Here is a 25,584-nt window from a genome sequence, read left to right on the forward strand (position 1 = left end):
ACGCCCCCCTTCCGCTGGGGAAGGAGGGCGTCTTTGCGTTCAGTTGCTCAGCGATCAGGCGCCGAAGGTGCGCTGCCACCAGCCGCGACGCGGCGTGTCAGTCGACGTACCGTCCTCGGACGTCGCCGGTTCGGGGGCGGGCTCCGGTGCCTCGGGCTCGGCGGCCGGGGCTTCCTCGGCGACCGGTTCGGCGGCAACCTTGGGCGCAGCCTTCTTGCGGACGCGCTTGGGCTTGGCCGGGGCTTCGGCTTCGGCCACGGGGGCTGCTTCTTCCGCGACCGGTTCGGCGGCGACCTTGGGCGCGGCCTTCTTGCGGACGCGCTTGGGCTTGGCCGGCGCTTCCACCGGAGCCTCCGCCTCGACGACTGGGGCCGGTTCCTCGACGACCGGTGCCTCGACCGTCTCGGTCGGCGTGGCATCGCTCACCACCGGCGCGGCCTTGCGGGCGCGGGGACGGCGGCGGGTCTTGGGAGCGTCGCTCGCCTCGACCTCGGCAATGGCCAGCGGCGTGGTGACCGGCGCGGCATCACCAGCCTCGATCGGCTCGGCGATGGTCAGCGGTTCGTCCGCCGCATCCTCGTCGGCCGACGCATCGCTGGCGGCTTCGATCGCGTCGTTCGCGCCACCTTCGTTGCGGCGACCGCCACGACGACCCCGACGCCCACGGCGGCGGCGACCGCCTTCGCGCGGCTCGGCATCGGTGGCTTCGACCGTCTCGGCAGCGTCGTTATCGGCGTCGGTGTCGTTCGCCTCTTCGGCATCCTCACCGTCCGAGTCGGAGTCGTCGCCATGCTCCTCGCCCTCGGCCTGTTCGCCCTCACCGCCACGGTTGCGGCGGCCACGACGGCGGCGACGGCGCTTGCGGCCGCCCCCTTCGCCATCCTCGCGCGGTTCGCGCTGGCTCGGCGCTTCGGTCGCGGCCTCCTCGACCTCTTCCTCGTCCTCTTCTTCCTCGATCTCGTCGATCAGATCGTCCTCATCCTCCTCGACGGGGAGGAGCATGTCGATCTTGGGCGCATAGGCGGGCGGCGGGCCGGACGCCTCGACCGTCATGCGCGCACCCTCTTCCTCGCGGTCGGGGATGATCTCGACGGTCACGCCGTAGCGGTCCTCGATCTCGGCGATGTCGGCGCGCTTGCGGTTCAGCACATAGACGGCGGCCTCCTGGCTGGCGCGCAGCGTCAGGATCGAGCCGCGACCGCGTGCGGCCTCGTCCTCGATCAGGCGCAGCGCGGACAGGCCCGACGACGAGGCGGTGCGGACCAGGCCGGTGCCTTCGCAATGCGGGCAGGGCCGCGTCGAGGCCTCGAGCACGCCGGTGCGCAGGCGCTGGCGGCTCATTTCCATCAGCCCGAAGGACGAGATGCGGCCGACCTGGATACGGGCGCGATCGTTCTTCAACGCCTCCTTCATCGCCTTCTCGACCTTCCGGACATTGGAATTGTTGTCCATGTCGATGAAGTCGATGACGACGAGGCCCGCCATGTCGCGCAGACGCAACTGGCGCGCGATTTCCTGCGCGGCTTCCAGATTGGTCGCGGTCGCGGTCTGCTCGATATTATGCTCGCGGGTCGAGCGGCCCGAGTTGATGTCGATCGACACCAGCGCCTCGGTCGGGTTGATGACCAGATAGCCGCCCGACTTCAGCTGGACGACCGGATTGTACATCGCGGCCAGCTGATCCTCGACATGCGCGCGCTGGAACAGCGGCACGGCGTCGGCATACTGCTTCACCCGGCGGGCATGCGTCGGCATCAGCAGGCGCATGAATTCCTTCGCCTGGCGATACCCTTCCTCGCCCTCGACGATCACTTCCTCGATCTCGCGATTATAGATGTCGCGGATCGCGCGCTTGATCAGGTCGCTGTCGCCATAGATCAGCGCGGGCGCCGACGAATGCAGCGTCTTTTCGCGGATGCCGTCCCACAGGCGCGCCAAGTAATCGAAGTCGCGCTTGATCTCGGTCTTGGTGCGCTGAAGCCCTGCGGTGCGCACGATGCAGCCCATGGTCGAGGGCAGCGCCATGTCGGCCATGATCGACTTCAGCCGCTTGCGATCGGCCGCGTTCGAGATCTTCCGGCTGATGCCGCCGCCATGCGACGTGTTGGGCATCAGTACGCAGTAACGGCCCGCCAGCGACAGATAGGTCGTCAGCGCCGCGCCCTTGTTGCCGCGCTCTTCCTTGACGATCTGGACCAGCAGCACCTGGCGCCGATGGATGACGTCCTGGATCTTGTAGCGGCGGCGCAGATTCTGGCGACGCTGGCGCAGCGCCTCGACCTGGTCGTCATTGACGGTCGACTTGCGCGGGCGCGGGGCGGCTTCGCCCTCCTCGTCGTCATGATGGTCGTCGGCGTGGTCGCCGTCATCCTCATGGTCGTCGTGATCGTCATCGTCGTCCAGCTCGGCACGCAGGGCGGCTTCTTCCGCCGCATGCTCGGCTTCCTCGCGGAGCAGGGCTTCGCGATCTTCCTTCGGGATCTGGTAATAGTCGGGGTGGATTTCCGAAAAGGCCAGGAAGCCGTGACGGTTGCCGCCGTAATCGACGAACGCCGCCTGCAGCGACGGTTCGACGCGGGTCACCTTGGCGAGGTAGATATTGCCCTTGAGCTGCTTGCGCTCGGCCGACTCGAAGTCGAATTCCTCGATCCGGTTACCCTTGACGACGGCCACGCGGGTTTCTTCCCGGTGGCGTGCGTCGATCAGCATACGCGTGGTCATTATGAAGTCTCCACGCGCGCGCCGGGCCCTGTGGCAGCCGTCGCGCGCGGTAAATGGGGTGGGCGGCGGCGCGGGGCGCCGGTCCGCTGGAAATAACGGAAAGCGTGTCGGCCACAGCCGCAGCACCGGCAACGGGGCCGGTGCGGACCCACGACACCGCGATCCCACCGGCAAAGGCCGGTCGGTCAGCGGGGTGGATCATATGCGTCATGCGAGCGTCAACCTGGTTGGCCCGGGCGCGAAAGCCTCGCAGTTCCGGTCCTTTGAAGATGGCCCCGCCCCGATCGGTTGGGAGAGGTGATCGGGGCCGGGGTCCGCAGATGTGCTAGCATCATCGGAACGTTTGCGCAACAGGCGGAAAAGTGCCGTTTTCACCGGCCGAAAAATGCCGAATTGCCGGTTAACCATTGGTAGAAAGTTCCCGACAGGGGCGTTCGCCTATCCCGAGTTGGTCGATCGCAGGATCGCCAAAAAGGGTTAGGATACGATGGCTTTTCGCTGGACCAGCGGCGGGCGGTCGCGGCATGGTCGCCGGGTCGTGTTGATGCTGTTCACTTTCCTGTTCGGATTGTTCGCGCCGGTCAGCGCCTTTGCCGCGACGGTGCAGAAGGTGGTCGTGCGCGGTGCGCAGTTGATCATCCGTTTCGACGTACCGGTGAAGCGGGCGCGCAGCGTCATGCTGGGCGAACAGCGCCGGGTGGCGATCGACGTGACCGGCGCGTCGCCCGGCGATGTCACCGTAACCCATGGCGCGGTGCGCGGGCTGACCCAGACACGGGTGCGCCACGACGTCACCCGCCTGACCTTCGCGCTGGCGCAGGATGCGGCGATCTTCGATGGCGGCTTCGACGATGACGGGCGACAGCTGTCGCTGACCCTGAAGCCGGTGCGCCAGGGTTATAGCCAGGCCAGTTTCGCGGGCGTCCTCGACTTCTTCCCGTTCCATTTCCAGCGCAAGCCCGCCTACACGTTGAGCGTACCGGTGCCGACCCCGGCGCGCACCCTGCCGCTGCCGCGCGTGCGCGGGGCCGACAACCGGCCGCTGGTGGTGATCGACGCAGGGCATGGCGGCGTCGATCCGGGCGCGATCAATCCGCAGACGGGGCTGCGCGAAAAGGACGTGACGCTGGCCATCGCGCGGGCGATTCGCGACACGCTGGTCGCATCGGGCCGGGTGCGCGCGGCGCTGACCCGTGAGGATGACCGCTACATCCTCCACCGCGAACGCTATGGTATCGCGCGGCGGCTGCATGCCGACCTGTTCATCTCGATCCATTGCGACAGCGCGGGCGCCGGGGAAGCGCGCGGCGCGACCGCCTATACCCTGTCCGACGTCGCCTCCGACAAGGAAGCCGCGCGATTGGCCGCGCGCGAGAACAAGGCCGACGTGATCGCGGGCGTCGACCTGGGCGGCAACAGCGACGTGTCCTCGATCCTGATCGACCTGACCCAGCGCGAGACGATGAACGCCTCGGCCAGCTTCGCCCGCCTGCTGGGCCGCGAGGCGCAGCCGCTGATCCCGGTCAAGCCGGCCTTCCACCGCATGGCCTCGCTGATGGTCCTGAAGGCGCCCGACATGCCGTCGATCCTGTTCGAGACGGGCTATATCTCGAACATGCAGGACGCGGCGTTCCTGGACAGCAAGGAAGGTCAGGACCGGATCGCCAAGGCCGTGCTGCAAGCGGTCGAAGTGCATTTCGCGCGGCGCATGGCGTCGCGGTAAGGGGAGCGTCTTTCCCGTTTCCGCGTTGAGATCTGCAGTTTCGAGAAAGCGAAACCCGCAGTCCCTGACACCGCGACCGCGACCTAACGAAAGTGCCGCAATGACCGACGCCGCAAACGTAATGGCCGTGGACCACACAGGCTTCGCTGTATCGTCTTTGGACGAAGCCGTTCGATTCTGGACGGGAGCGCTCGGTTTCACGCTTGAGCGGCAATCGGAGATGGGGGGCGACTTCCTGCATCAGGTGACAGGTGTTGATGATCCGAGCGTGAAAACGGCGATCGTCAAGGCACCCGACGGCTATGTGGTCGAACTGTTGCAATACTCAAACGGGCCCCGGAACGGGACGGTGCCCAACAGCGCGGGAGCGATCGGAGCCGCCCATCTGGCTCTGACCGTGAAGGATATCCATGCCGCCATCGCCCGCGTCGAGGCAGAAGGATGGAAGGCCAAGGGGCATCCGCTGCCGATCGCGGGTGGTCCACGGAAGGGAACGTTGGTGGCCTATGTTTCAGGCCCCGATCACATCACGATAGAGCTTATGCAGACGCCAGCCCGTTAATGGGTCGGCAGCAGCTTTCCTGCCTCAACATCCCAATGGAAATGCTCCGGCCGTTTCTTTGCGGGAACTGGCTCCATCGGCACAGATAGGGCTATTCCACCCGCATGGTTTTCCCGATCATCTCATTTGATGGGCCCGTGTGGCGGCTGTTGCCGAAAGGACTGGCCGCCCAACCTGCGGTTCCGGCATCTGCCCCGGAGGGACGCTTTCATCATTCCGGACAAGTCGCCGCCTATGCTTCCCTCAGTGCGGAAGGCGCCGTCGTTGCGATCCAACGTTATTTGGGGGATGGTGTCGAACGCGTGCTGATCCCCATGCGTTTGACGGCGACACGGGTGGCCGATGCGCGAGATATGCCATCGGCCTCGATCGTCTGGCAGGACCTGCGAAGCACCGGCGAGCATTCGCCCACCTGGCTGCTTTCGGACGAGGCACGGAATTTGGGGGCAGATGCGATGCTCTACTCTTCGCGATCCCGGCCCGACCTTTCGCACGTCGTCGTGTTCAAGCCCGAATGCCTGAACACGTTCGGAGAAGCATCCGCTTATGTCGCGCGATGACGTGCGGCCCAGAACAGGAAGGCGGCGGTAAGAGCCGCAGCGATGGCGAAGTGGCCTGTACTGGCTTCCGGTGACCAGCGGCTCGTCCACAGGCTGCGGTCAAAGGCGATGCCGCCCACGGCGTTCACCAGCCCGTGCAGCCAGATACAGGGGATCAGGCTGCCACCGCCGATCCGCCAGACCCGCGACATCACGAAGGCCAGGCCGATGACGCCGAGCGTGTAGAGCGGAAGATAGGCAAAGAACGGAACGCCGCTTCGCCAGTCGGCGAACATCGCCATGATCGGCAGGTGCCACAGCGCCCAGACGATACCGATGATGAGCGATGCGCGGACCTCGCCACCCTGCTCCAGCAGCCGAGGCAGCAGATAGCCGCGCCACCCGCCTTCCTCTCCCAGTGGACCGGCCCCCATGATAGCGGTCGCCACGCCGTTGAAGATCGAAACCGGGAACACCGTCAGATAGAGGAGGATGGGGGGCTGACCATGCAGTCCTTCAAGCCGTGGGGCATAGCCGAGGGCGATCGTCAGCATGAGCAGCGCCAGCGGGAAAGGCAGCAGCGCGGCGGCATAGGCCCGCCATCCGCAGCGAAACCGGATGAACCCGCCCAGCCACTCCTTGAGAGAACCGGGACGCGACATCGCAGACAGAATCGCCGCCGCCACGCCTGGTCCGAACGATCCGGCATAGATCGCCGCCATCATGATTCCCGAACCGTGCAAAGCGCTTGGCTTTCCAATTGCCAGCCATGTCGCGATCCAGATCGACCAGCTCAACGACACCGTCAGCAAGACGAACGCCATCGCACCCGGTCGCGTACGACCGGCCGTCCTATAAGCCATCATGATTTCCTTGTTATGCGAGGTTTTGGGGCAAAGCTTCAGCGTCGCTGTCGGAGAGCCCGAAGTCCCCTGGTGAGGGCGACGTAGAGCAGTGCTGCCAACAGCAACGCGATAGGGATCGACCACCAGCCGAGCAGTTCGCGAGCGCCATCGGACTGCGCGACGATGCCCGCGCTGATCGTGCCATCCGCATTGCGGAACACACCGACATGCTCACCCCAAAGCGGCTTGAGCAACGCCATGGCGGTGAAGATGGCGAGCAGCAGATAGCCGAGGCCAAATGCGAAACCGATACCGGCCCGGCGCGATCCGGCCAGGACAGCATGGGAAAGCCCGCGCGCGATCGTGACCGGGCTGTAGCTTCGGGTGCCGCGTTCGATCAGCTCGTCGGCGAGCAGCGGTCGCAGATAGTCGATCGGCCGACCGAGACGGGACAAGGCCGCGTCCAGCCGTTCGCCCTCGCTTCCACCCGGCGCAGCAGCCATGCTGTCGGCAACATGCGCTTCCAGATCGCCGCGCAGTTCGGCTGCGTCGGCACCAGCCCGCGCGAGCAGGCGATCGACTTCGGAGAAATAGGCGTCAAAGCGACGGCGCGCGGCGCTATCGGTAAAAGCGGGGATCATGCGGACGCTCCTGGCAGCAGGCGATCGACGGAGGCGGCGAGCTTCGACCATGACGGGATCATATCCCGCAGCAGGTCCCGGCCCTGAGCTGTCAGGGCATAGTATTTACGGGGCGCACCGCCATCGCCATCAGCGAGACGGGACGAGATCAGCCCGTCCTTCGCGAGGCGCAGCATCAGCGGATAGAGCGTCCCTTCCGGCAGGTCGATCGCGGCGCGCTTGGCGATCCCGGAGATCAGCTCGAAGCCATACTGCTCGCGGTCGCTGAGCGACAACAGGACGACGAACTCCAGCACGCCTTTGCGGAGCTGGACCTCCCATCTGCTGATCGCATCCTGCGAATCGTCTGATTGCCTTGTCATGCAAGGATATTGGCGAAAGGTGGCTTGCAATGCAAGGGAATGGTTTGGACAGCGTCAGGATGTCACCGATTGCTTCTGGTTTCGGCCACCGAGCCGGTTGGGAGAAGCCTGCCGAATTTTCGTATCACTATCCCAAACGAGACGGTTCTTGCCGCCTCGCTGGTCGTTCCCGATCGGGAAGGCTGGTGTGTTGAGGCAAACGTGCCGTGCCTGATAGACGCGGCCGAATGAAACTATGGCGGCTCACGCGACCGGAATATGTCGCCCTTGATGGGGCGGGTGCGGCAAAATCGGGTGGGCGATATTCGTCGCCCGGCATCCCATTGGTCAACTTCGCCAGTGAGCCGGGATTGGCGGTCCTGGTGGCACTGCGCTATGTCCAGGCCAGCCCGGCATTCTCCGACGGCGATTTCGTTTTGGGTTGGACGACCATCGATTGTGATGTCGAGCGGGTTTCCAACGACTTGAGCGGCGCAGCAAAGGTTGCCTTCGTCGACGCTTGGGCAGCGCAGCGGCGGTCGCTCGCAGTTGCCGTCCAGTCCGCCGTCTTACCCGAAGCCGACATAATCCTGATGAACCCCTTGCACCCTGAAGCGGCGAACGTGGCGCCGCTATCCACCCGACCTTTCAGCTTCTCGGAGTGCTTGCATCGACCGCCGATGTTGGAGCGGTACACCGCGGGCTGACGCCGCGTTTCCCTAGGCCGGATCGACATTCATTTTATTCCTCCCCTGGAAGGGGAGGTGGCAGGGCGCAGCCCTGACGGAGGGGTGTCCCGGTTGGAGAGTTTGGGGATCACTCGCCACCGGCGACACCCCTCCACCAGCTTCGCTGGTTCCCCTCCCCTTGCAGGGGAGGAATTAATAGGGGGACTGAATGTCGATCCGCCCTAGATTCGATCTGCTGTGATAAAGTCGTGAATTCCGATCGGCTTGGGTTCGGCGTAATATCTGGCCCCCTCCATCCGATTCGGCGTAAAGGCCGTCGATGATCCGCGTCTGTGCCCTTTACCGTTTCGCCGCCTTTCCCGACCCCGCCGCGCTGCGCGACCCTCTGCTCGCCGTGGCCGAGGCACACGGCGTTCGCGGTACGTTGCTGCTGGCGAAGGAGGGGATCAACGGCACGGTCGCGGGGACCCATGACGCGATCGAGGCGCTGCTGGCGCATATCCGCACGCTGTCCGGCTGTGCCGATCTCGATTACAAGGACTCGCATGCTGAGACGATGCCGTTCCACCGGATGAAGGTGCGGCTGAAGCGCGAGATCGTGTCGATGGGCGTCGAGGGCATCGACCCGACCCGTGAAGTCGGCACCTATGTCGCGGGCGAGGAATGGAACGCGCTGATCGCGGATCCCGACACGCTGCTGATCGACACGCGCAACGATTACGAGGTCGCGATCGGCACGTTCGACGGCGCGGTCGATCCGGGGACGAGGAGCTTTCGCGAATTCCCCGACTGGTTCCGCGAACATCGCGACGAGCTGATGGCGGGCAAGTCGAAGGTGGCGATGTTCTGTACAGGCGGCATACGCTGCGAAAAGGCGACCGCGTTCCTCAAGGCCGAAGGCGTCGAGGACGTCTTTCACCTCGACGGCGGCATCCTGAAATATCTCGAGACGATGCCCGAGGCGCAGAGCCGGTGGAACGGTGAATGTTTCGTCTTCGATGCGCGCGTCGCGGTCGGGCACGGCCTGGCGCAGGGAAGCCACGCGCTGTGCCATGGCTGTCGTATGCCGGTCGGCCCCGAGGACCGCGCCTCGCCGCTCTATGTCGAGGGGGTGAGCTGCCCCGCCTGCCACGGCACGCGCGACGAAGAGCGGCTGGCCGCCTATGCCGAGCGGCACCGGCAGGAGGCGCTGGCGGCGGCGCGGGGGCAGGCGCATGTCGGGGCGCGCTACCCCGGTCAGGTCGACCCGCGCGACGAACCGCCCACGGCGTGACGGCAAGGCGGGTGGCAAGCGGGGGCGAACCTGCTACACGAACGCCCGCAAAGCCATGGCCGTCGAAACCTCCCCCCCATCCGATACGCGCGAACGCCCCCGCCGCCCGCTCTGGCGCCGCTGGTGGGTGAAGCTGCTCGCCGTGCTCGCGCTGCTGGCGGCGGTGGGCGCGGGCGTGTTCTGGTTCGTCTTCATCCGCGACCTGCCCTCGGTCGATGCGCTCAAGGCCTATGAGCCGCCGCTGCCGACCCATGTGCGGGGAATCGACGGCACGCCGATCCAGTCCTATGCGCGCGAACGGCGGGTCGAGCTGTCGTACAGCGAATATCCGCCGCTGCTCGTCCGCGCGTTCCTGGCCGCCGAGGACAAGACCTTTTTCGAGCATGGCGGCGTCGACTATCCGGGCCTGGCGGGCGCGGTCGTCGACTATGCGCAGAAATGGGGCACCGGACGGCGCGCGCGCGGCGGCTCGACCATCACGCAGCAGGTCGCCAAGAACCTGCTGATCGGCGACGCCTATTCCCCCACGCGCAAGGTCAAGGAGGCGATCCTCGCCTATAAGATCGAGGATACGCTGACCAAGCCGCAGATCCTGGAGCTGTACCTCAACCAGATCGCGCTGGGCCGGAATGCGTTCGGCGTCGAGGCGGCGGCCCATGCCTATTTCGACAAGGAACTGAACGAACTGTCGCTGGGCCAGATGGCGTATCTGGCGCTGCTGCCCAAGGGGCCGGCCAATTACGATCCGGTCCGTCATCCCGACCGGGCGCTGGCCAGGCGCGCCTATGTGCTGCGCGAGATGCTGGCCAACAACTTCATCACCCGCGCGCAGTTCGATGCGGCGATGGCCGAACCGCTTGGCACCGTCCTGCGCCGCACGCCCAAATATGCGCAGGTCGGCGGTTACTTCGTCGAGGAACTGCGCCGCCAGCTGATCAAGCGTTACGGCGAAAAGGCCGAGAGCGGGCCCAACAGCGTCTATGAAGGCGGGCTGTGGGTGCGCAGTTCGCTCGACACCCGGCTGCAGGACTTGGCGGCCGAGGCGTTGCGTGATGGCCTGGTCCGGTTCGATGGCGGGCGCGGCTGGTCCGGGCCGATCCGGCACGAGGATATCGACGACTCGAACTGGCATCAGGTGCTGCTCAACACCAATGTCGGGCTCGACTATCGCGACTGGCGCGCCGGGATCGTCACCGCCAAGGATTCGGGCGAGGCGACGATCGGCTTCGCCAATGGGCGCACCGGCATTTTGCCGCGCAGTCTGGCGCAGATGCCGCGTCGGGGCACGGGCGCAACCGCGTTCGGCGCGCTGAAGGTCGGCGACATCATCGCCGTGTCGCCCGCGGGCACCCAGTTCCAGTTGCGCTCGATCCCGCGCATCTCGGGCGGCTTCGTGGTCGAGGAGCCCGCGACGGGCCGCGTGCTGGCGATGCAGGGCGGCTTCGACCTGCGGCTCAGCGATTTCAACCGCGCGACCCAGGCGCAGCGCCAGCCGGGCTCGACGATCAAGCCGATCGTCTATTCCGCCGCGCTGGACCAGGGCATGACGCCCGCCTCGATCATCGTCGACGGGCCGTTCTGCGTCGACCAGGGTGCCAATCTGGGCACCAAATGCTTCCGCAACTTCGGCAATTCGGCCGGAGCCGGGCCGCACACCATGCGCTGGGGCATAGAGCAGTCGCGCAACCTGATGACGGTGCGCACGGCCTCCACCATCGGCATGAAGAACGTCGTCGCGCTGATCAAGCAGGTCGGGATCGGCGATTTCCCGCCCTATCTGTCCTATGCGCTGGGCGCGGGCGAGACGACCGTGGCGCAGATGGTCAACGCCTATGCGATCCTGGCCAATAACGGGCGTGGCGGCGATCCGTCGCTGATCGACTTCGTGCAGGATCGGCACGGCAAGGTGATCTGGCCGGAGAATTGGCGTGCGTGCGACCGGTGCAACGCGGCCGATTATGACGGCAAGCCGATGCCGCGCCCGGTCAGCCGCCAGCGCCAGGTGATGGACGCGATGACCGCGTACCAGATGGTCCACATCACCGAGGGCGTGATCCAGCGTGGCACTGCGACCGCCTTGCGCGACTTGGGTCGCCCGATGTTCGGCAAGACCGGCACCAATAACGGCCCCACCGATGTCTGGTTCGTCGGCGGCACGCCGCAATTCGTCGGCGGCCTCTATATCGGCTATGACACGCCGCGCTCGCTGGGTGGTTACGCGCAGGGTGGCACGGTCGCGGTGCCGATCTTCCGCCAGTTCGCCGAAAAGGCCTATGAGGGGTTGGAGAAGCTGCCCTTCCGCGCCGCGCCGGGCATTCGCATGGTCCGTATCGACCGGGCGAGCGGACGGCCGGTCTATGGCACCTTCCCGACCGGCGACGATCCCAAGCCCGCCGTGATCTGGGAAGCGTTCAAGCCCGAAAGCGAGCCGCGCCGCCGGGCCCGCCGCAGCAGTGCCGCGGTCCAGGCGCCCGCGACGCCCGCCGGTCCGGCGACGCCCGCACCGCCGCGCGACAGCGATTTCTTGCAAAGAGAAGGCGGAATCTACTAGCCCGCTTCCCATATGCGTTTTGCCGTCCCCGTTCGGGCGGCCGTACGACCGATTCGGAGAATTTTCATGCGCGCTGAAGCGCAGGCTCATGTCGACAAGATCAAGGACGCCCTGGAGCTGCTGCGCCGCTTCCTCGACTGGGACCGCGCGCTGCGCCGCCTGGACGAACTGAACGCGCGCGTCGAGGACCAGGCCCTGTGGAATGACCCCAAGCAGGCGCAGGAGGTGATGCGCGAGCGTCGCCGCCTGGACGAGGCCATCACCGCCACCCGCGCGATCGAGAGCGAGCTGTCGGGCACGGTCGAGCTGATCGAGCTGGCCGAGATGGAAGGCGACGAGGAGCTGGAGAAGGAAGCCGTCACCAGCCTGGGCGACCTGGCCAGGAAGGCGGAGGCCGACAAGATCAAGGCGCTGCTGGCGGGCGAGGCCGACGCCAATGACAGCTATATCGAGATCAACGCGGGCGCGGGCGGCACCGAGAGCCAGGACTGGGCCGGTATGCTCCAGCGCATGTACACGCGCTGGGCCGAGCGGCGAGGGCTGAAGGTCGAGCTGATCGACTATCATGCGGGCGAGCAGGCTGGGATCAAGTCGGCGACCCTGCTGGTCAAGGGCGAGAATGCCTATGGCTATGCCAAGGTGGAATCGGGCGTGCATCGGCTGGTGCGGATCAGCCCCTACGACTCGGCCGCGCGTCGCCACACCAGCTTTTCGAGCGTATGGGTCTATCCGGTGATCGACGACAATATCGAGGTCGAGATCAACGAGAGCGAGCTGCGCATCGACACGTACCGTGCATCGGGTGCCGGTGGTCAGCACATCAACACCACCGACTCGGCGGTGCGTATCACCCACTTGCCGACCGGCATCGTGGTGCAGTGCCAGAACCAGCGCTCGCAGCACAAGAACAAGGCCGAGGCGTACAACCAGCTTCGCGCCCGCCTGTACGAGCGCGAACTGGCCGAGCGCGAGGCCGTGGCCAATGCGCAGAACGCGACCAAGACCGATATCGGCTGGGGTCACCAGATCCGCTCCTACGTCCTCCAGCCCTATCAGCTGGTGAAGGACCTGCGCACGGGCGTCACCTCGACCGCGCCGGGCGACGTGCTCGACGGCGATCTCGACGACTTCATGGCCGCGGCGCTGTCGCAGCGCGTGACCGGCGAGGCGGTCGCGGTGGAGGACGTCGATTAAGATGCGCGCGGCCGGGGGGACCTTGTTGGCGGCGGCACTCGTCATCGCGCTGGGCGGCGCGGTGGCGGCGTGCGACGGATCGAAGCCGCTCATCCCGCACAAGGATGAAGAGGAAAAGGTCGGTCCCTTCCCGGCGGCCGATCGCCCGGTCGCCGACGTCGTATCGTCGCGCTGGTCGAACGAGGATGCGCGCGATCGCCTGCGCGAGGCGGATCAGGTGATGAACCGCGCCAATATCCGCCCGGGCATGACCGTCGCCGACATCGGCGCAGGCGAGGGCTATTACACGGTCCGCCTGGCGCAGCGCGTCGGCAAGAACGGGCGCGTGCTGGCCGAGGATATCGTCGCCGCCTGGCGCGACCGGCTGGCCGAGCGCGTCTCGCGCGAGCGGCTGGACAATGTCAGCGTGCGGCTGGGCGAACCCGCCGATCCCAAGCTGCCGCCGAACAGCTTCGACCGCGTCCTCATGGTCCATATGTATCATGAGATCGAGCAGCCCTATGAGTTCCTCTGGCGGCTGTTCCCGGCGCTCAAGTCCGACGGGCTGGTCGTGGTGGTCGATGCGAACCGCCGCACCAAGGCGCACGGCACCCCGCCATCGCTGCTGAAATGCGAGTTCGAGGCGGTCGGCTTCACACAGGTCTCGATCCAGAACATGCCGTCGGCGGGCGGCTATCTGGCCACCTTCCGCGCCACCGGCCCGCGTCCGCAACCCGCTGCGATCCGACCCTGCCGGATGCCGGACAACTAAATTCCTCCCTGCAAGGGAAGGAATGGCTGTGATCATTTGTCGCTGTCGCCACGACAAATTTGGAACATGACAGCTTTGTCATGTATTGCATCATCATCGGCCCCCTGGGTGCCGATAGGCCACCGGCCAGCATAGGCCGGGGCACGTCATGAAGGAGATGATGATGCACATGCTCTTGATTGCCGGGCTCGCGCTCGGTGCGGCCACGGCGTCCGACGGCGCGCTCGAACACCGGGTCCAGCTCGACCACCATTCGGGGCCCGTCGCGGTCCGCTATAGTGCCGATGTCGGCGTAACCCACAAGCAGATCGGCGCGGTGACGACCGGCGGCCGCCCCTCGACCCTGCGCTGCCTCTGGAGTGCCAATGTCACCGTCCACCGCGAGGCGCGGGGCCATAGCGGCGCGACGCTGATGCGCAGCGCGGGACAGGACGGCGTGATCGAGGGCAGTCGTCCGGGCTGGTGCAGCACCAGCCGCACCGCGATTGCGCAGGACGTCGCCCGGCGTCAGGACGCGGTGCGCGACCACCTTCAGGCCGTGGCGCAGGAAGATCATGGTGTTCTGCGCGCCGAGATGGATCGCCTCCATCCCGATACGCGCGCGGGATGACCCTTAAAGGAAGATATGTTCCAAGATGACGTTTCGTGAACTGACCCTGGGCGCCGCTGCGGGCGTCACCGTCGCGCTGGCGGCGGCTTCGCCCGCACGGGCCCAGGAACGGCCCGCTCTGGGTGTCGAACTGAACAGCGACGAGAATCGCCGCGGGCTGAGCTGGAGCGGGGGGCGGGTATCGCCCTCCGCCGACATCTATGCCACCCAAGGGGCATTCGAGGCGAGCGGCCGGATCGTGGCGCTTCGCGACTCGGACCGGCATGGCGGCGCGGATGTGGTGGGCGACCTGAGCGCGGGCGCGTCGACGACGATCGGGCTGGTCACGGTGCGCGGACGCGTGACCGGCCATTTGTTCGGCGGTGCGGGTTTCGACGCCGATTATGTCGAGCTGGGTGGCTCGGCGGCCTATACGCTGGGGCCGGTCCAGCTCGACGCGGGTGTGGACTATGCGCCGATCCAGGACGCGATCGGCGGCGACAATCTGTATGTCCATGCCGGGGCGCAGGCGGGCATACCGGGTACGCCGTGGACCGTACTGGCCGGGATCGGCCATTCCTCCGGCAAGACGAACGATCCGTTTCGCGCCGCGCGGCTGCGGCCCGGCGGCGACTATGCCGACTGGCGGCTGGGCGTGGAGCATGTGACCGGCCCGGTGACTTTGGGCCTCGACTATGTCGGGACCGACGTGTCGGAGCGGGCGGCATCGTCCTTCCTGCTCGCGGATGCGCGCCATTCGGGCGACCGAGTCGTCGGCCGGGTGCGCTTCAGCTTCTAAATCGTCGCAGGCGCTCACCCCGGGCACGCCCCTCCCGCTGGCGGAAGGAGGGGCTTTTCACACCAACCCCATTTCCCGCAGGCTGACGACCTTGCTGTCCGCCAGGATCAAATGGTCGAGCAGTACCATGTCCAGCGCCGCCAAGCCCTGCGCCAGCCGCCGGGTCAGCGCCAGGTCGGCGGCACTGGGGCGGGGGTCGCCATCGGGGTGGTTGTGCGCGATCAGCACCGCGCCGGCCCCCAGCAGGATCGCGTCGCGGGCGATCCGCGCGACCGGGACCGTCACCGAATCACCGCGCCCCGCGACATGGCGCAAGCCCAACAGCATCCGTTCCGAACCCAGATAGGCGATTGCCATCGCCTCCTGCGCGCCGCGATCCAGTCCGCCGAACAGGTTCAGCGCATCCTGACGCGTCTGAACCGACAGGGTGGGATGGGGTAAGCGGGACACGACCAGTCCTGCCGTGCGTCGTGAACCGATGCACGTCCGGCGAGGTTCGTTTCCGTTCCATTTGCTTGGCGCGGACGGCGCACGGCGCTAGGGCCGGGCCATGCGGCAATATCTCGACCTCATGGACCGGGTGCTGACCCAGGGCGTCCGCCAGATGGACCGGACCGGCACCGGCACGCTGTCGGTCTTCGGCCATCAGATGCGATTCGATCTGGCCAAGGGCTTTCCGGTCCTGACCACCAAGAAGCTCCACCTGCGCTCGATCATCGTCGAGCTGTTGTGGTTCCTGCGCGGCGACACCAATGTTCGCTGGCTGCAGGAGCACCGGGTGAGCATCTGGGACGAATGGGCCGACGAGCAGGGCGATCTCGGCCCCGTCTATGGCAAGCAGTGGCGCGACTGGGCGACCGCGGACGGCCGCCATATCGACCAGATCGCCGAGCTGGTCGAGCAGATCCGCACCCAGCCCGCCTCGCGCCGCCAGATCGTGTCGGCGTGGAACCCCGGCGATCTGCACGCCATGGCGCTGGCCCCGTGCCACTGCCTGTTCCAGACCCATGTCGCGAACGGCCGCCTGTCGTTGCAGCTTTATCAGCGCTCGGCCGACATCTTCCTGGGCGTGCCGTTCAACATCGCGTCCTATGCGCTCCTGACGCACATGCTGGCGCAGCAATGCGAGCTGGAGGTGGGCGAGTTTATCTGGACCGGCGGCGACTGCCATCTGTACCTCAACCATCTGGAGCAGGCGCAGACCCAGCTGGGCCGCGAGCCCGGCGCGCTGCCGCGCCTGGAAATCCTGCGCCGCCCGCCCGCGATCGACGGTTACGAGCCGGAGGATTTCGTGCTGCACGACTATGTCGCGCAACCCCATATCAAGGCGCCGGTCGCGATATGATCGTCCTGATCCTCGCCCGCGCGACGAACGGGGTGATCGGCCGCGACGGCGGCCTGCCCTGGCACCTGCCCGCCGATCTGAAGCGGTTCAAGGCGCTGACCATGGGGCGGCCGATGATCATGGGCCGCAAGACCTTCGACAGCTTCCCCGCGCCGTTGCCCGGGCGGCCGCACATCGTCCTGACCCGCGACCGCGATTGGCAGGCCGCAGGCGCGGAGGTCGTCCACGACAGGGATGCGGCGCTGGCACTGGCGGGCGAGGGCGAGGTGTTCGTCATCGGGGGAGCGGAAATCTTCGATCTATTCCGCGACCGTGCCGACCGCCTCGAACTGACCGAGGTCGAGGCGGCTCCCGAGGGCGACACGATCGTCGCGCCTTTTCATGGCTGGCGCGAAGTTGCGCGCAAGCATCATCCCGCACAGGATGGTCGCCCGGCCTATTCCTTTGTGACGTTGCTACGCCAACGCTTCTGAGGCGATGCTAAAACGCATTAACAATATTCTGAAAATTTTGTCCTCGTCTGATCTTCATTTGCCTGTCGAAGGGCCGTAAGGTTCGTCAAAACGAGGAAAGCGGCATCAGACCCTGTTCCTCTGGCGAGCGGATCGGGCGAGAATGGTCATGGATTGGGAATCCGAGGGGCAGAGTCGGCCGAGCATCGACCCCCCCGGTCTTTTCGACGCTAGTCGAGAGGCGCTGACCTTCCTCGACAGCCACCGCTTGGCGCGGACCACCAACAGCTATGCGATGGCGCTCCAGGCGGTGCTGCATCCTTATGGCCCGCTCGGGCTGGAAGTGGCGCGGCGGACCGATGGCGGCATCCGCCTGACCGAGCAGGACGTCCGCGACCTGGTGCCGCTGGTCCGCGAGCATGAGACGACCGAGCGGCGACACGACCGGACGCAGATGGCGCGCGAGCTGGGCGACCAGGCCGAACAGCTGGAATCGCTGACCTTCGATGCGCGCCAGATCACCAGCGGCTTTACCACCCAGGTCGCGGCCCTGTCCCACGCGCATCGCGGCAGCAACGACCTGGGCCCCGATGCGGGGGCGGTGGCGCTGCTGCTGGAACAGCTGATCGCGCGCATCTCCAAGACCGAGCGCGATCTGGAAGAGCTGGCGGGCAATGTCGCGGCGTTGCGCACGCGCATCGACGCGGTGCCGCAGAATGACGATGTTGACCAGCTGACCGGGGTGACGAGCCGCCATGGTGCCCGCGCGCTGGTGGAGTCGCTGGCCAGCGATCCGCATGGCTATGTCGTCGCGGCGTGCAGCCTGGACGATCTGGACGGCATCAACGATCGTTACGGACGCCCGGTCGCCGACAATGTCCTGCGCGCCTTCGTCGCCACGTTGCGACAGACCTGCGAGGGGGCCGAGATCGTCCGCTGGCAGGGCAATTTGTTCGTCATCGTGATGCGCGGGCGGCCGCTGTCGATGGTGACGGGCATGATCGAGGATGCGCGTGGCGCGATGCAGGCTCGTACGTTGCGCCTGCGCGGATCGGGCGAGCCGATCGGCGTGGTGACCATGTCGGGCGGTGTCGCGGTCGGCATCGGCGTGCCGATGGAGGAAACCTTTCATAAGGCCGAGTCGCTGCGCCAGCTGGCGGTCGAGGGGATCGGCAATCGCGTGCTGTCGCGCGCCTAGCCAATTCGGCGCGGCCTGTTATAGCGCGGCCCATGCAGCGTGTTGACGGCGCGGGGCCCATCCCGGCGCATCTGGCGGGCGGGATCGTCGCGCTGGGCAATTTCGATGGTTTCCATCTGGGGCATCAGGCGGTGGTCGGTGCCGCCGTCGCCCGTGCGCGTGCCGAAGGGCGGCCCGCGCTGGTCGCCACTTTCGATCCGCATCCCATCCGCTATTTCCGGCCCGACGCCGCGTCCTTCCGCCTGACCACGCTCGACCAGCGCGAACGGCTGTTCGCCGCGGCTGGGGTGGATGCGATGGTGGTGTTCGGCTTCGACGCCGAACTGGCCGCCCTGTCGGCGGAGGATTTCGTCCGGCAACGCTTGTTGGGCAGCCTGCGGGTCGGCGGCGTGGTCACGGGCGAGGACTTCACCTTCGGCCGCGCGCGCAGCGGCGACGTGAACGCGCTGCGCGCCTGGGGGCGGGTACACGGTTTTTCGACCGATGCGGTCGCGCCCGTCATGCTGGACGGCGAGACGATCTCGTCCAGCCGTATCCGCACCGCCCTGACCGTGGGCGACCCCGAGACGGCGGCGCGGCTGCTGACCCGGCCGTTCGCGATCGAAGGGGTGGTGCAGCATGGCGACAAGCTGGGCCGCACCATCGGTTATCCGACCGCCAATCTGGACATGCGCCAATATCTGCGCCCCGCTTATGGCATCTATGCGGTGCGCGGGACCCTGGACAATGGGCGGGTGCTCGACGGTGCCGCCAATCTGGGCATCCGGCCCCAGTTCGACCCGCCCAAGGAATTGCTGGAGCCGCATTTCTTCGACTTCGGCGGCGACTTGTACGGACAACGCCTGTCGGTCGAGCTGATCGCCTATCTGCGGCCCGAGGCGAAGTTCGACTCGCTCGATGCTTTGATCACGCAGATGGACGCCGACTGCGCACGTGCGCGGGACATACTCGCCCGCATACCGGCGGCGCATAATCCGGCATGACGTGTTAACCTAAAGTCGCTAAGGGCCTGTCCCCTATGAGCGACGCGCCCGATTACCGCGACACCGTCTTCCTGCCGAAGACCGATTTCCCCATGAAGGCGGGGCTTGCCGCCAAGGAACCGGCGATCCTGGATCGCTGGGCCCGGATGGGGCTGTACGACCGCCTGCGCCGCGAGCGCGAGGGGCGTGAGCGGTTCATCCTGCACGACGGCCCGCCCTATGCGAATGGCGACATCCACATGGGCCATGCCCTCAACAAGGTGCTGAAGGACATCATCGTCCGTTCGCAGACCTTGCTGGGCAAGGACGCCCCCTATGTCCCGGGCTGGGACTGTCACGGCCTGCCGATCGAGTGGAAGGTCGAGGAGGCGTATCGCGCCAAGAAGCTGAACAAGGACGAGGTGCCCGTCGCGCAGTTCCGCGCCGAGTGCCGTGCCTATGCCGACACCTGGGTCGGCACGCAAAAGGCGCAGTTTGAGCGGCTGGGCATCATGGGTGACTGGGCCAACCCCTATCTGACCATGACCTATGACGCCGAGGCGGTGATCGCGGGCGAACTGCTGAAGTTCGCCGAATCGGGCCAGCTCTATCGCGGTGCCAAGCCGGTCATGTGGTCGCCGGTCGAAAAGACCGCGCTGGCCGAGGCCGAGGTCGAATATGAGGATATCGTCTCGACCCAGATCGATGTCGGGTTCGAGATCATATCCTGCCCCGAATATCCCGATCTGGTCGGCGCGCTGGCGGTCATCTGGACCACCACGCCCTGGACGATCCCGGTCAACCAGGCGCTGAGCTATGGCGAGGCGATCGACTATCTGCATTTCGAGTGCGACGGCCGTCGCTACCTCGTTGCGGAACCGCTGCTGCCTGCCTTTACCAAGCGCACCGGCATTGCGATGAAGGGCTTCCTCGCGCTGGTGAAGGGCCCGGTGCTGGAGGGCGCGACCGCGCATCATCCGATGCACGCGCTGGGTGGCTTCTTCGCCAAGCCCCGTCCGTTCCTGGCAGGCGAGTTCGTCACGACCGAGGCGGGTACGGGTCTGGTCCATATGGCCCCCGATCATGGCGAGGACGACTTCCTGCTGTGCAAGGCCAACGGCATCGACCCGGTCTTCGCGGTGCAGGGTGACGGCACCTATCGTCCCGACTGGGCGTGGTTGGGCGGCCAGGGCAGCGTCATCAACAAGAAGTTCGTCGCCGCCGACGGCCCGATCTGCTCGGACCTGCGCGAGGTCGGCGCGCTGTTGTCCGCCTCGGACGATTTCCAGCACAGCTATCCGCATAGCTGGCGGTCCAAGGCGAAGGTGATCTTCCGCGCCACGCCGCAATGGTTCATCCCGATGGACCGCGCCGATGCGACGCTGGAGCCCGCCATGGCGATGGCCAGCATCGACCCGATCACCGGCATCGCCGCGCCGATGGCGTTGCCGCTGGGCAATGGCGCGACGCTGCGCCAGACCGCGCTCGATGCGATCGAACGCACCCGTTGGGTGCCCGAGCGCAGCCGCAACCGCATCCGCGCGATGGTCGAGGGACGTCCCGATTGGGTCATCAGCCGCCAGCGCGCCTGGGGTGTGCCGATCGCGCTGTATGTGAACCGCCAGACCGGTGAGTATCTGACCGACAAGGCGGTCAACGCCCGCATCCTTGACGCCTTCCGCGCAGGCGGGGCGGATGCGTGGTTCACCGCCGATCACCAGGCGCTGCTCGGCCCCGACTACAATGTGGCCGATTATGAGCCGGTCAACGACATCCTCGACGTGTGGTTCGACTCCGGTTCGACCCATGCCTTCGTGATCGAGGCACGCTACGGCGAAGGTACGCGTGCGAACCTGTACCTCGAAGGCTCGGACCAGCATCGCGGCTGGTTCCAGTCGTCGCTGCTCGAATCCTGCGGCACGCGCGGCCGGGCACCGTATGACGCGGTGTTGACCCACGGCTTCGCGCTCGACGGGCAGGGGCGGAAAATGTCCAAGTCGCTGGGCAATGTCGTAGATCCGCTGAAGATCATCGGCGAGTCGGGCGCAGACATCCTGCGCATCTGGACCGCCTCGACCGATTATTTCGAAGATGTGCGCATCGGCAAGGAGGTGCTCGCCACCGCCTCGGACAGCTATCGCAAGCTGCGCAACACCTTCCGCTACATGCTGGGCGCGCTCGACGGGTTCGGCGAGGAGGAGCGCATCTCGTTCGACGCGATGCCCGAGCTGGAGCGTTATGTCCTGGCGCGTCTGACCGCGCTCGATACCGAGCTGCGCCGTGCGGCCGACGCCTATGAGTTCAATCGCTACCTGCGCGCGCTGACCGATTTCGCGAACGAGGACCTGTCGGCCTTTTTCTTCGATATCCGCAAGGACTCGCTGTACTGCGACGCCGCGACCGATCCGAAGCGTCGCAGCTATCGCACCGTGCTCGACATCCTGTTCCACGCGCTGGTCCGCTATGCCGCGCCGATCCTGTGCTTCACCGCCGAGGAAGTGTGGCAGTCGCGCTTCCCGTCGGAGGATGGCTCGGTCCATCTGCTCGAATGGCCGGAACTGCCGCAGCTGGGCGAGGACGAGGCACTGATGGCGCGCTGGACCGAGATCCGCTCCTTGCGCGCCCAGGTGACCGAGGCGATCGAGCCGCTGCGCCGCGAAAAGACCGTGCGCTCGTCCAACGAGGCCGAGGTGACGGTGCCGTCGCTGCCGCTCGAGCCGCACGCGCTGGCCGAGGCGTTCATCGTCGCCGATGTGAGCATGGCCGACACGGTCTCGGTGACCCGGACGACCAAGCACAAATGCGGCCGCTGCTGGCGTCACCTGCCCGATGTCGCGGCGGATGGTGAGCTGTGCGGGCGCTGTGCCCAGGTGGTCGCTCATGGGTAATCTGCCCCGGCGGGGCCTGGCGACGGCGCTGGCGCTGTTCCTGGTCGACCAGATCATCAAATGGGCGATCACCGGGCCGATGGGCCTGCGCGCGCTGGGTGACGTGCGGGAGATCCTGCCGATCTTCAACCTGCGCTTCGTGCCCAATTACGGCATTTCGCTGGGTCTGCTCACCGCCGACAGCAACGCCTCGCGCTGGGCGCTGGTCGCGATGACCGGGGCGATCGCGCTGGCGGTGGCCTTCTGGATGACGCGCGAGCGCAACCCGGTCGACCAGGTCGCGCTGGGCTGTGTGCTGGGCGGGGCGCTGGGCAATATTCTCGACCGGGTGCGTTTCGGCTATGTCGTCGACTTCGCCGATCTGCACTTCGGCGAGTGGCGTCCCTTTTTGGTCTTCAATGTCGCTGATGCAGCGATTACGATAGGCGTTCTGGTTCTGCTGGCGCGCGCGCTTCTCGTGCGCGACCGGCCCGCTCCCGTGGAGAAGAGCAATGCGTAAGTTGGTGCCCGTCATCGCAGGTCTGTCCTGCGCCGCGTTGCTGACGGGATGTGGGGCCGGGCGCGGTCTCGATCGCGATCGTCCCGACGAGTTCGCCGTCGCGCGGCAGCCCTCGCTCATCATCCCGCCCGACTTCGCGCTCGTCCCGCCCCAGCCGGGTGCGGCCCCGGTGCAGACGCGCGGCGGTCAGCAGCAGACGCTCGATGCGCTGTTCGGCGGTCAGGCGGCGCGCAGCCAGTCGGAATATGGCCTGGTCCAGAATGCCGGGGCGGACACCGCCGATGCGGGCATCCGCTCCTCGGTCGGCGATCCCGCCACGAACGTCGTCGACAAGGGTGCGACCACCCGCGACATCGTCGCCGCTCCCGAGGGCGATGGCCAGGACGCACGCGCCGCGACCAAGTAAGCGTCTCACGTCGATTTGGGAAAAGGGCCGGGGGCGGATCGCCCGACCGGCCCTTTTTCTTTGGGGACGTCCTGTGCAAGGAAGGCTGACGGAGGGGCACCTCGCTAGAGTGTGATCCACCTGCCCTGAACTCTTGCCTTACCACCCCGGCGGAGGCCGGGGGCCAGTTGCGAAGGCTTCAGCGATGAAGCGCATTGGATCATCACAACCTCATTCCCCACTGGACCCCGGCCTCCGCCGGGGTGGTGCTTTCGCTTGGCTGGATCAAACTCTACCGGCGACACCCCTCCGTCAGGCCCGCGGCCTGCCACCTCCCCTTACAGGGAAGGAACAGTCCCTTTTTACGACGTTGGCACCCCGCCTTCGCCGCCCCGGCCCCCGGTGGCGGGGCCCATCGCGAAGCGCACCCGGTCGACGCAGCCGGTAAACCCTTGCGTCGTCGCGGGCAGTCGTGCGGCCCGCAGCATCGCGATCGCCTGGTCGCCGAAATCGGCCGAGGGCTGGGCCTCGATCACCGTCCAGTTGCCCGTCTCGCCCCAGGGGGCGACGTCATAGCGGATCACCGCCCACCCCTCGATCGCGCGGCGGCGATAGGGTTCGGGAAAGCGCAGCTGCGGCGGTACGGCCCAGCCATGCTTGTCGGGGCAGTTGCCCTCGACCTTGGCGGTCCGGATCGCCTCGGGCATGTCGGGCGCGGGCAGTGTCGCCGCCTCCTTCCAATAGGGATAGAGGCACCCCGACCGCGCGCCCTTGGTAAAGCGGGAGGCGCGGATCGCCTTCACTCCGGCGGCATCGAGCGCGCGGTTGCCGGTCCCGGTCAGCACGCTCGCGCCCTTCACCTTGCCCGCGGCGTCCACGTCGTAGCGGATCATCGACCAGTCGCGCGCACCGGGTGTCGCGGGGATGGCGGCGAAGTCCGGGAAATGCCGTTCCAGCGGCTGTGGCTGGGGGTTTTCCATGCAGTCGCCCGCGCCCTGCCGAATCCGCTCCCACCCCGTATCCGGCAGTCGCCCCGACAAGGGATGGACCGAATAGGCCATCAACTCGTCCAGGGGCGCCCCGGCGAGCGGACTCTGGCGCATGGTATAGGTGATCGTGCAGTTCGTGTGCGGTGCCTGCGCGGCAAAACGGCTGGCGGTCAGCGCGGGCGCTAGGTCCTCGCCGAAGGGGACGGGGCCCTTGGTCTCGCGCGTGATCGAGACGGGGCGGCCGCTGGCGTCGATCGCGAAGCGCAGGCTGACGTCGCGCGTGTCCGGGCCGGAGCTCCAGCCCAACTGGTTCCAGGGCCGACGAATCATCTGCGCGTTGACGACGGCACCGTCGCACCGCGCCTCGCCCGGCTCCCAGCGCAACAGCGTGCGCGCGTCGGACACGCTGACGATCGGCGGGGGTGGCGGCGCGACGGCTTGGACCGGTCGGGCGGCGACGGGCGAACCCGAGACGATGGGTAGGGCCAGCAGGGCGGTCAGGTGCGGAAATCGGATCATCGCGCGCTCCGGAGGGACAGACGCTATCGGCGGGGTTGCCGATCCGAATGCCAGCCTATGGCGGCCGGGCCAAGGAAGCGAGCCGGTTTTTTGCGGAATGAAAAGGGCGGCACCGTCGCCGGCACCGCCCCTTCATCCCCGAAAGGCTATGTACCTTTTAGAAGGCGGCGGTCAGCGAGAAGACCACCGTCGCATCCGAAATCGGCGCGCCGCCGGCCACCTGGCCCTGCGAGAAGTTCGGCTGGATATAGGCCGCCTTGGCGCGGGTGATGTCGGTGTCGATGTACGAGACGTTGAAGGTCAGGTTCTTGTACACCGCGACATCGGCGCCCAGCGACCAGTCCCAATAGCTGCCGGTCGGCGACAGGCTGGTGCCGTTGGGGCCCAGGCCCGGATTGCCCTTCGAATAGCCGATATGCGCCTTGGCGGTGATCGGCGTGTTCGGAATGGCCGCCGCGCCGTCGCCGGTCAGGTAGATATTGTCCCAACGCTGGCCACGGCTGAACGAAGTGTTCGAGAAATTGCCGAGCGAGGTCTGCTTGGGCGCGTAATAGGCACCGGCGGTCAGCGTCGCGGGGCCCGCCGTGCCCGACACGCGGCCGAAGAATTCGACGACGTCGGTCTCAGAAGCACCACCCGGATAGGTGTACCAGGTGACGCCGACATCGGCGGTCGCGTTGCCATAGGTGTGCTTGTACCCGGCAATGCCGTCCAGCTCCATATTGGCGCCGCCGAACGTGCCCCAGCCCGCCAGGTTCGACGCGAAGGTGCCGATGTAGAAGCCGCTCTCGTGCGAGACCGTCAACGCGGCCTGGACGGCGGCATTCTTGTTGGTCTGCGACACGCCGCGCAGGCGATAGTCGGTCAGGATGGCCGCGCTACCGCTGACCGTGATCGCCGAAGGCGGCGCGGTGTCGGTGGCACCGCTGTCCTGCGCGAAGGCGGGCGTGGCGGCAACCAGCGAAAGGCCGCTGAGGAGAAGTGTGGAGAAGCGCATCGTTTCCCTTCCAAACCGGAAATTCGATGTTCTCACCTGCATTCCCGCAACCGGTGCGGCTTCTGTCATGTCGGGTGAAACCCGGCGAACCGTCTGCCGTTGCGAGGCCCAAGGGAATGGCAGCGCATGGTG

At 66.7% G+C, this 25,584-nt stretch carries 24 protein-coding genes; 17 read left to right on the forward strand and 7 right to left on the reverse strand.

Annotated features, from left to right (window positions below):
- Positions 1-54: 54 nt before the first annotated feature.
- Positions 55-2,709: an Rne/Rng family ribonuclease gene (locus SOM26_RS04600; RefSeq protein ID WP_320451854.1), complete on the reverse strand. Its 2,655-nt coding sequence runs from the start codon at positions 2,707-2,709 to the stop codon at positions 55-57.
- A 499-nt stretch (positions 2,710-3,208) separates the two neighbouring features.
- Between SOM26_RS04600 and SOM26_RS04605 the strand changes: the two genes are divergently transcribed.
- The 3 genes from SOM26_RS04605 (at position 3,209) to SOM26_RS04615 (ending at position 5,566) form a co-directional block, all read left to right on the forward strand.
- Complete coding sequence (locus tag SOM26_RS04605) at positions 3,209-4,444, forward strand: N-acetylmuramoyl-L-alanine amidase family protein (RefSeq protein WP_320451560.1); 1,236 nt, start codon at positions 3,209-3,211, stop codon at positions 4,442-4,444.
- Positions 4,445-4,544: 100 nt separating this feature from the next.
- Positions 4,545-5,006 carry a VOC family protein gene (locus SOM26_RS04610; protein ID WP_320451561.1) on the forward strand — a complete coding sequence of 154 codons (462 nt, stop codon included), beginning with the start codon at positions 4,545-4,547 and terminating at the stop codon, positions 5,004-5,006.
- Between the two features lie 104 nt (positions 5,007-5,110).
- Positions 5,111-5,566: an RES family NAD+ phosphorylase gene (locus tag SOM26_RS04615; RefSeq protein WP_320451562.1), complete on the forward strand. Its 456-nt coding sequence runs from the start codon at positions 5,111-5,113 to the stop codon at positions 5,564-5,566.
- On the opposite strand, the gene SOM26_RS04620 is transcribed toward SOM26_RS04615, so the two are convergent.
- From SOM26_RS04620 to SOM26_RS04630, 3 genes are read right to left on the reverse strand one after another with little or no spacing between them, the layout of a single operon-like run.
- On the reverse strand, positions 5,551-6,411 hold the full coding sequence (locus tag SOM26_RS04620) for a CPBP family intramembrane glutamic endopeptidase (RefSeq protein ID WP_320451563.1): 861 nt from the start codon (positions 6,409-6,411) through the stop codon (positions 5,551-5,553). The two genes, SOM26_RS04615 and SOM26_RS04620, sit on opposite strands and share 16 nt — an antisense overlap.
- Positions 6,412-6,446: 35 nt before the next feature.
- Positions 6,447-7,031, reverse strand: a complete 585-nt coding sequence (locus tag SOM26_RS04625) for a hypothetical protein (RefSeq protein WP_320451564.1) — start codon at positions 7,029-7,031, stop codon at positions 6,447-6,449.
- On the reverse strand, positions 7,028-7,327 hold the full coding sequence (locus tag SOM26_RS04630) for a PadR family transcriptional regulator (RefSeq protein WP_320451565.1): 300 nt from the start codon (positions 7,325-7,327) through the stop codon (positions 7,028-7,030). Before SOM26_RS04630 ends, SOM26_RS04625 begins: the two co-directional genes overlap by 4 nt.
- A gap of 293 nt (positions 7,328-7,620) precedes the next feature.
- On the opposite strand from SOM26_RS04630, the gene SOM26_RS04635 reads away from it, so the two are divergent.
- The 7 genes from SOM26_RS04635 to SOM26_RS04665 all read left to right on the forward strand — a co-directional run bounded on the left by SOM26_RS04635 (position 7,621) and on the right by SOM26_RS04665 (position 15,218).
- The gene (locus SOM26_RS04635; RefSeq protein WP_320451566.1) at positions 7,621-8,079 is read left to right on the forward strand and encodes an RES family NAD+ phosphorylase; all 459 of its coding nucleotides are present in this window, start codon (positions 7,621-7,623) and stop codon (positions 8,077-8,079) included.
- 301 nt (positions 8,080-8,380) lie between these two features.
- A complete protein-coding gene (gene trhO / locus SOM26_RS04640; protein WP_320451567.1) occupies positions 8,381-9,334 on the forward strand; it encodes an oxygen-dependent tRNA uridine(34) hydroxylase TrhO in 954 nt (317 codons plus the stop codon).
- Positions 9,335-9,389: 55 nt separating this feature from the next.
- The gene (locus tag SOM26_RS04645) at positions 9,390-11,885 is read left to right on the forward strand and encodes a penicillin-binding protein 1A (protein ID WP_320451855.1); all 2,496 of its coding nucleotides are present in this window, start codon (positions 9,390-9,392) and stop codon (positions 11,883-11,885) included.
- 66 nt (positions 11,886-11,951) lie between these two features.
- Positions 11,952-13,079, forward strand: coding sequence for a peptide chain release factor 2 (prfB, locus tag SOM26_RS04650; RefSeq protein ID WP_320451568.1), 1,128 nt, complete (start codon positions 11,952-11,954; stop codon positions 13,077-13,079).
- Between the two features lies 1 nt (position 13,080).
- A complete protein-coding gene (locus SOM26_RS04655; protein WP_320451569.1) occupies positions 13,081-13,830 on the forward strand; it encodes a class I SAM-dependent methyltransferase in 750 nt (249 codons plus the stop codon).
- Positions 13,831-13,999: 169 nt separating this feature from the next.
- Positions 14,000-14,440: a hypothetical protein gene (locus SOM26_RS04660; RefSeq protein ID WP_320451570.1), complete on the forward strand. Its 441-nt coding sequence runs from the start codon at positions 14,000-14,002 to the stop codon at positions 14,438-14,440.
- A 25-nt stretch (positions 14,441-14,465) separates the two neighbouring features.
- Entirely contained in the window at positions 14,466-15,218 is a 753-nt protein-coding gene (locus tag SOM26_RS04665) for a TorF family putative porin (RefSeq protein WP_320451571.1), read from the forward strand.
- Between the two features lie 57 nt (positions 15,219-15,275).
- Here SOM26_RS04665 and SOM26_RS04670 read toward each other — a convergent pair whose 3' ends face one another.
- The gene (locus SOM26_RS04670; protein WP_320451572.1) at positions 15,276-15,668 is read right to left on the reverse strand and encodes a JAB domain-containing protein; all 393 of its coding nucleotides are present in this window, start codon (positions 15,666-15,668) and stop codon (positions 15,276-15,278) included.
- 100 nt (positions 15,669-15,768) lie between these two features.
- Between SOM26_RS04670 and SOM26_RS04675 the strand changes: the two genes are divergently transcribed.
- The 7 genes from SOM26_RS04675 to SOM26_RS04705 all read left to right on the forward strand — a co-directional run bounded on the left by SOM26_RS04675 (position 15,769) and on the right by SOM26_RS04705 (position 22,968).
- The gene (locus SOM26_RS04675) at positions 15,769-16,563 is read left to right on the forward strand and encodes a thymidylate synthase (protein ID WP_320451573.1); all 795 of its coding nucleotides are present in this window, start codon (positions 15,769-15,771) and stop codon (positions 16,561-16,563) included.
- Positions 16,560-17,036 carry a dihydrofolate reductase gene (locus SOM26_RS04680; RefSeq protein WP_320451574.1) on the forward strand — a complete coding sequence of 159 codons (477 nt, stop codon included), beginning with the start codon at positions 16,560-16,562 and terminating at the stop codon, positions 17,034-17,036. Before SOM26_RS04675 ends, SOM26_RS04680 begins: the two co-directional genes overlap by 4 nt.
- 148 nt (positions 17,037-17,184) lie before the next feature.
- Positions 17,185-18,213 carry a GGDEF domain-containing protein gene (locus SOM26_RS04685; RefSeq protein WP_320451575.1) on the forward strand — a complete coding sequence of 343 codons (1,029 nt, stop codon included), beginning with the start codon at positions 17,185-17,187 and terminating at the stop codon, positions 18,211-18,213.
- Positions 18,214-18,245: 32 nt separating this feature from the next.
- On the forward strand, positions 18,246-19,196 hold the full coding sequence (locus SOM26_RS04690) for a bifunctional riboflavin kinase/FAD synthetase (RefSeq protein WP_320451576.1): 951 nt from the start codon (positions 18,246-18,248) through the stop codon (positions 19,194-19,196).
- 35 nt (positions 19,197-19,231) lie between these two features.
- On the forward strand, positions 19,232-22,063 hold the full coding sequence (gene ileS, locus SOM26_RS04695) for an isoleucine--tRNA ligase (protein ID WP_320451577.1): 2,832 nt from the start codon (positions 19,232-19,234) through the stop codon (positions 22,061-22,063).
- Positions 22,056-22,562, forward strand: a complete 507-nt coding sequence (gene lspA, locus SOM26_RS04700) for a signal peptidase II (protein ID WP_320451578.1) — start codon at positions 22,056-22,058, stop codon at positions 22,560-22,562. Before ileS ends, lspA begins: the two co-directional genes overlap by 8 nt.
- Positions 22,555-22,968, forward strand: a complete 414-nt coding sequence (locus tag SOM26_RS04705) for a DUF3035 domain-containing protein (RefSeq protein WP_320451579.1) — start codon at positions 22,555-22,557, stop codon at positions 22,966-22,968. The genes lspA and SOM26_RS04705 overlap by 8 nt, the downstream gene beginning before the upstream one ends.
- Positions 22,969-23,309: 341 nt before the next feature.
- On the opposite strand, the gene SOM26_RS04710 is transcribed toward SOM26_RS04705, so the two are convergent.
- Together SOM26_RS04710 and SOM26_RS04715 are read right to left on the reverse strand one after the other, a co-directional pair.
- Positions 23,310-24,455, reverse strand: a complete 1,146-nt coding sequence (locus SOM26_RS04710; RefSeq protein ID WP_320451580.1) for an energy transducer TonB — start codon at positions 24,453-24,455, stop codon at positions 23,310-23,312.
- 157 nt (positions 24,456-24,612) lie between these two features.
- The gene (locus SOM26_RS04715; protein ID WP_320451581.1) at positions 24,613-25,452 is read right to left on the reverse strand and encodes a TorF family putative porin; all 840 of its coding nucleotides are present in this window, start codon (positions 25,450-25,452) and stop codon (positions 24,613-24,615) included.
- Between the last annotated feature and the right edge of the window lie 132 nt (positions 25,453-25,584).

The sequence above is a fragment of the Sphingomonas sp. CFBP8993 genome, from assembly GCF_034044895.1.
Classification (GTDB): Bacteria; Pseudomonadota; Alphaproteobacteria; order Sphingomonadales; family Sphingomonadaceae; genus Sphingomonas.

Bases quoted from the DNA above. Each gene is read 5' to 3' on its own strand.
- SOM26_RS04645 (WP_320451855.1), top strand. From the start codon at position 9,390: ATGGCCGTCGAAACCTCCCCCCCATCCGATACGCGCGAACGCCCCCGC.
- trhO (WP_320451567.1), top strand. From the start codon at position 8,381: ATGATCCGCGTCTGTGCCCTTTACCGTTTCGCCGCCTTTCCCGACCCC.
- SOM26_RS04635 (WP_320451566.1), top strand. From the start codon at position 7,621: ATGAAACTATGGCGGCTCACGCGACCGGAATATGTCGCCCTTGATGGG.
- SOM26_RS04610 (WP_320451561.1), top strand. From the start codon at position 4,545: ATGACCGACGCCGCAAACGTAATGGCCGTGGACCACACAGGCTTCGCT.
- ileS (WP_320451577.1), top strand. From the start codon at position 19,232: ATGAGCGACGCGCCCGATTACCGCGACACCGTCTTCCTGCCGAAGACC.
- SOM26_RS04685 (WP_320451575.1), top strand. From the start codon at position 17,185: ATGGATTGGGAATCCGAGGGGCAGAGTCGGCCGAGCATCGACCCCCCC.
- SOM26_RS04690 (WP_320451576.1), top strand. From the start codon at position 18,246: ATGCAGCGTGTTGACGGCGCGGGGCCCATCCCGGCGCATCTGGCGGGC.
- SOM26_RS04705 (WP_320451579.1), top strand. From the start codon at position 22,555: ATGCGTAAGTTGGTGCCCGTCATCGCAGGTCTGTCCTGCGCCGCGTTG.
- SOM26_RS04625 (WP_320451564.1), bottom strand. From the start codon at position 7,031: ATGATCCCCGCTTTTACCGATAGCGCCGCGCGCCGTCGCTTTGACGCC.
- lspA (WP_320451578.1), top strand. From the start codon at position 22,056: ATGGGTAATCTGCCCCGGCGGGGCCTGGCGACGGCGCTGGCGCTGTTC.
- SOM26_RS04710 (WP_320451580.1), bottom strand. From the start codon at position 24,455: ATGATCCGATTTCCGCACCTGACCGCCCTGCTGGCCCTACCCATCGTC.
- SOM26_RS04665 (WP_320451571.1), top strand. From the start codon at position 14,466: ATGACGTTTCGTGAACTGACCCTGGGCGCCGCTGCGGGCGTCACCGTC.
- prfB (WP_320451568.1), top strand. From the start codon at position 11,952: ATGCGCGCTGAAGCGCAGGCTCATGTCGACAAGATCAAGGACGCCCTG.
- SOM26_RS04660 (WP_320451570.1), top strand. From the start codon at position 14,000: ATGCTCTTGATTGCCGGGCTCGCGCTCGGTGCGGCCACGGCGTCCGAC.
- SOM26_RS04600 (WP_320451854.1), bottom strand. From the start codon at position 2,709: ATGCTGATCGACGCACGCCACCGGGAAGAAACCCGCGTGGCCGTCGTC.
- SOM26_RS04620 (WP_320451563.1), bottom strand. From the start codon at position 6,411: ATGATGGCTTATAGGACGGCCGGTCGTACGCGACCGGGTGCGATGGCG.
- SOM26_RS04605 (WP_320451560.1), top strand. From the start codon at position 3,209: ATGGCTTTTCGCTGGACCAGCGGCGGGCGGTCGCGGCATGGTCGCCGG.
- SOM26_RS04655 (WP_320451569.1), top strand. From the start codon at position 13,081: ATGCGCGCGGCCGGGGGGACCTTGTTGGCGGCGGCACTCGTCATCGCG.
- SOM26_RS04715 (WP_320451581.1), bottom strand. From the start codon at position 25,452: ATGCGCTTCTCCACACTTCTCCTCAGCGGCCTTTCGCTGGTTGCCGCC.
- SOM26_RS04675 (WP_320451573.1), top strand. From the start codon at position 15,769: ATGCGGCAATATCTCGACCTCATGGACCGGGTGCTGACCCAGGGCGTC.
- SOM26_RS04680 (WP_320451574.1), top strand. From the start codon at position 16,560: ATGATCGTCCTGATCCTCGCCCGCGCGACGAACGGGGTGATCGGCCGC.
- SOM26_RS04615 (WP_320451562.1), top strand. From the start codon at position 5,111: ATGGTTTTCCCGATCATCTCATTTGATGGGCCCGTGTGGCGGCTGTTG.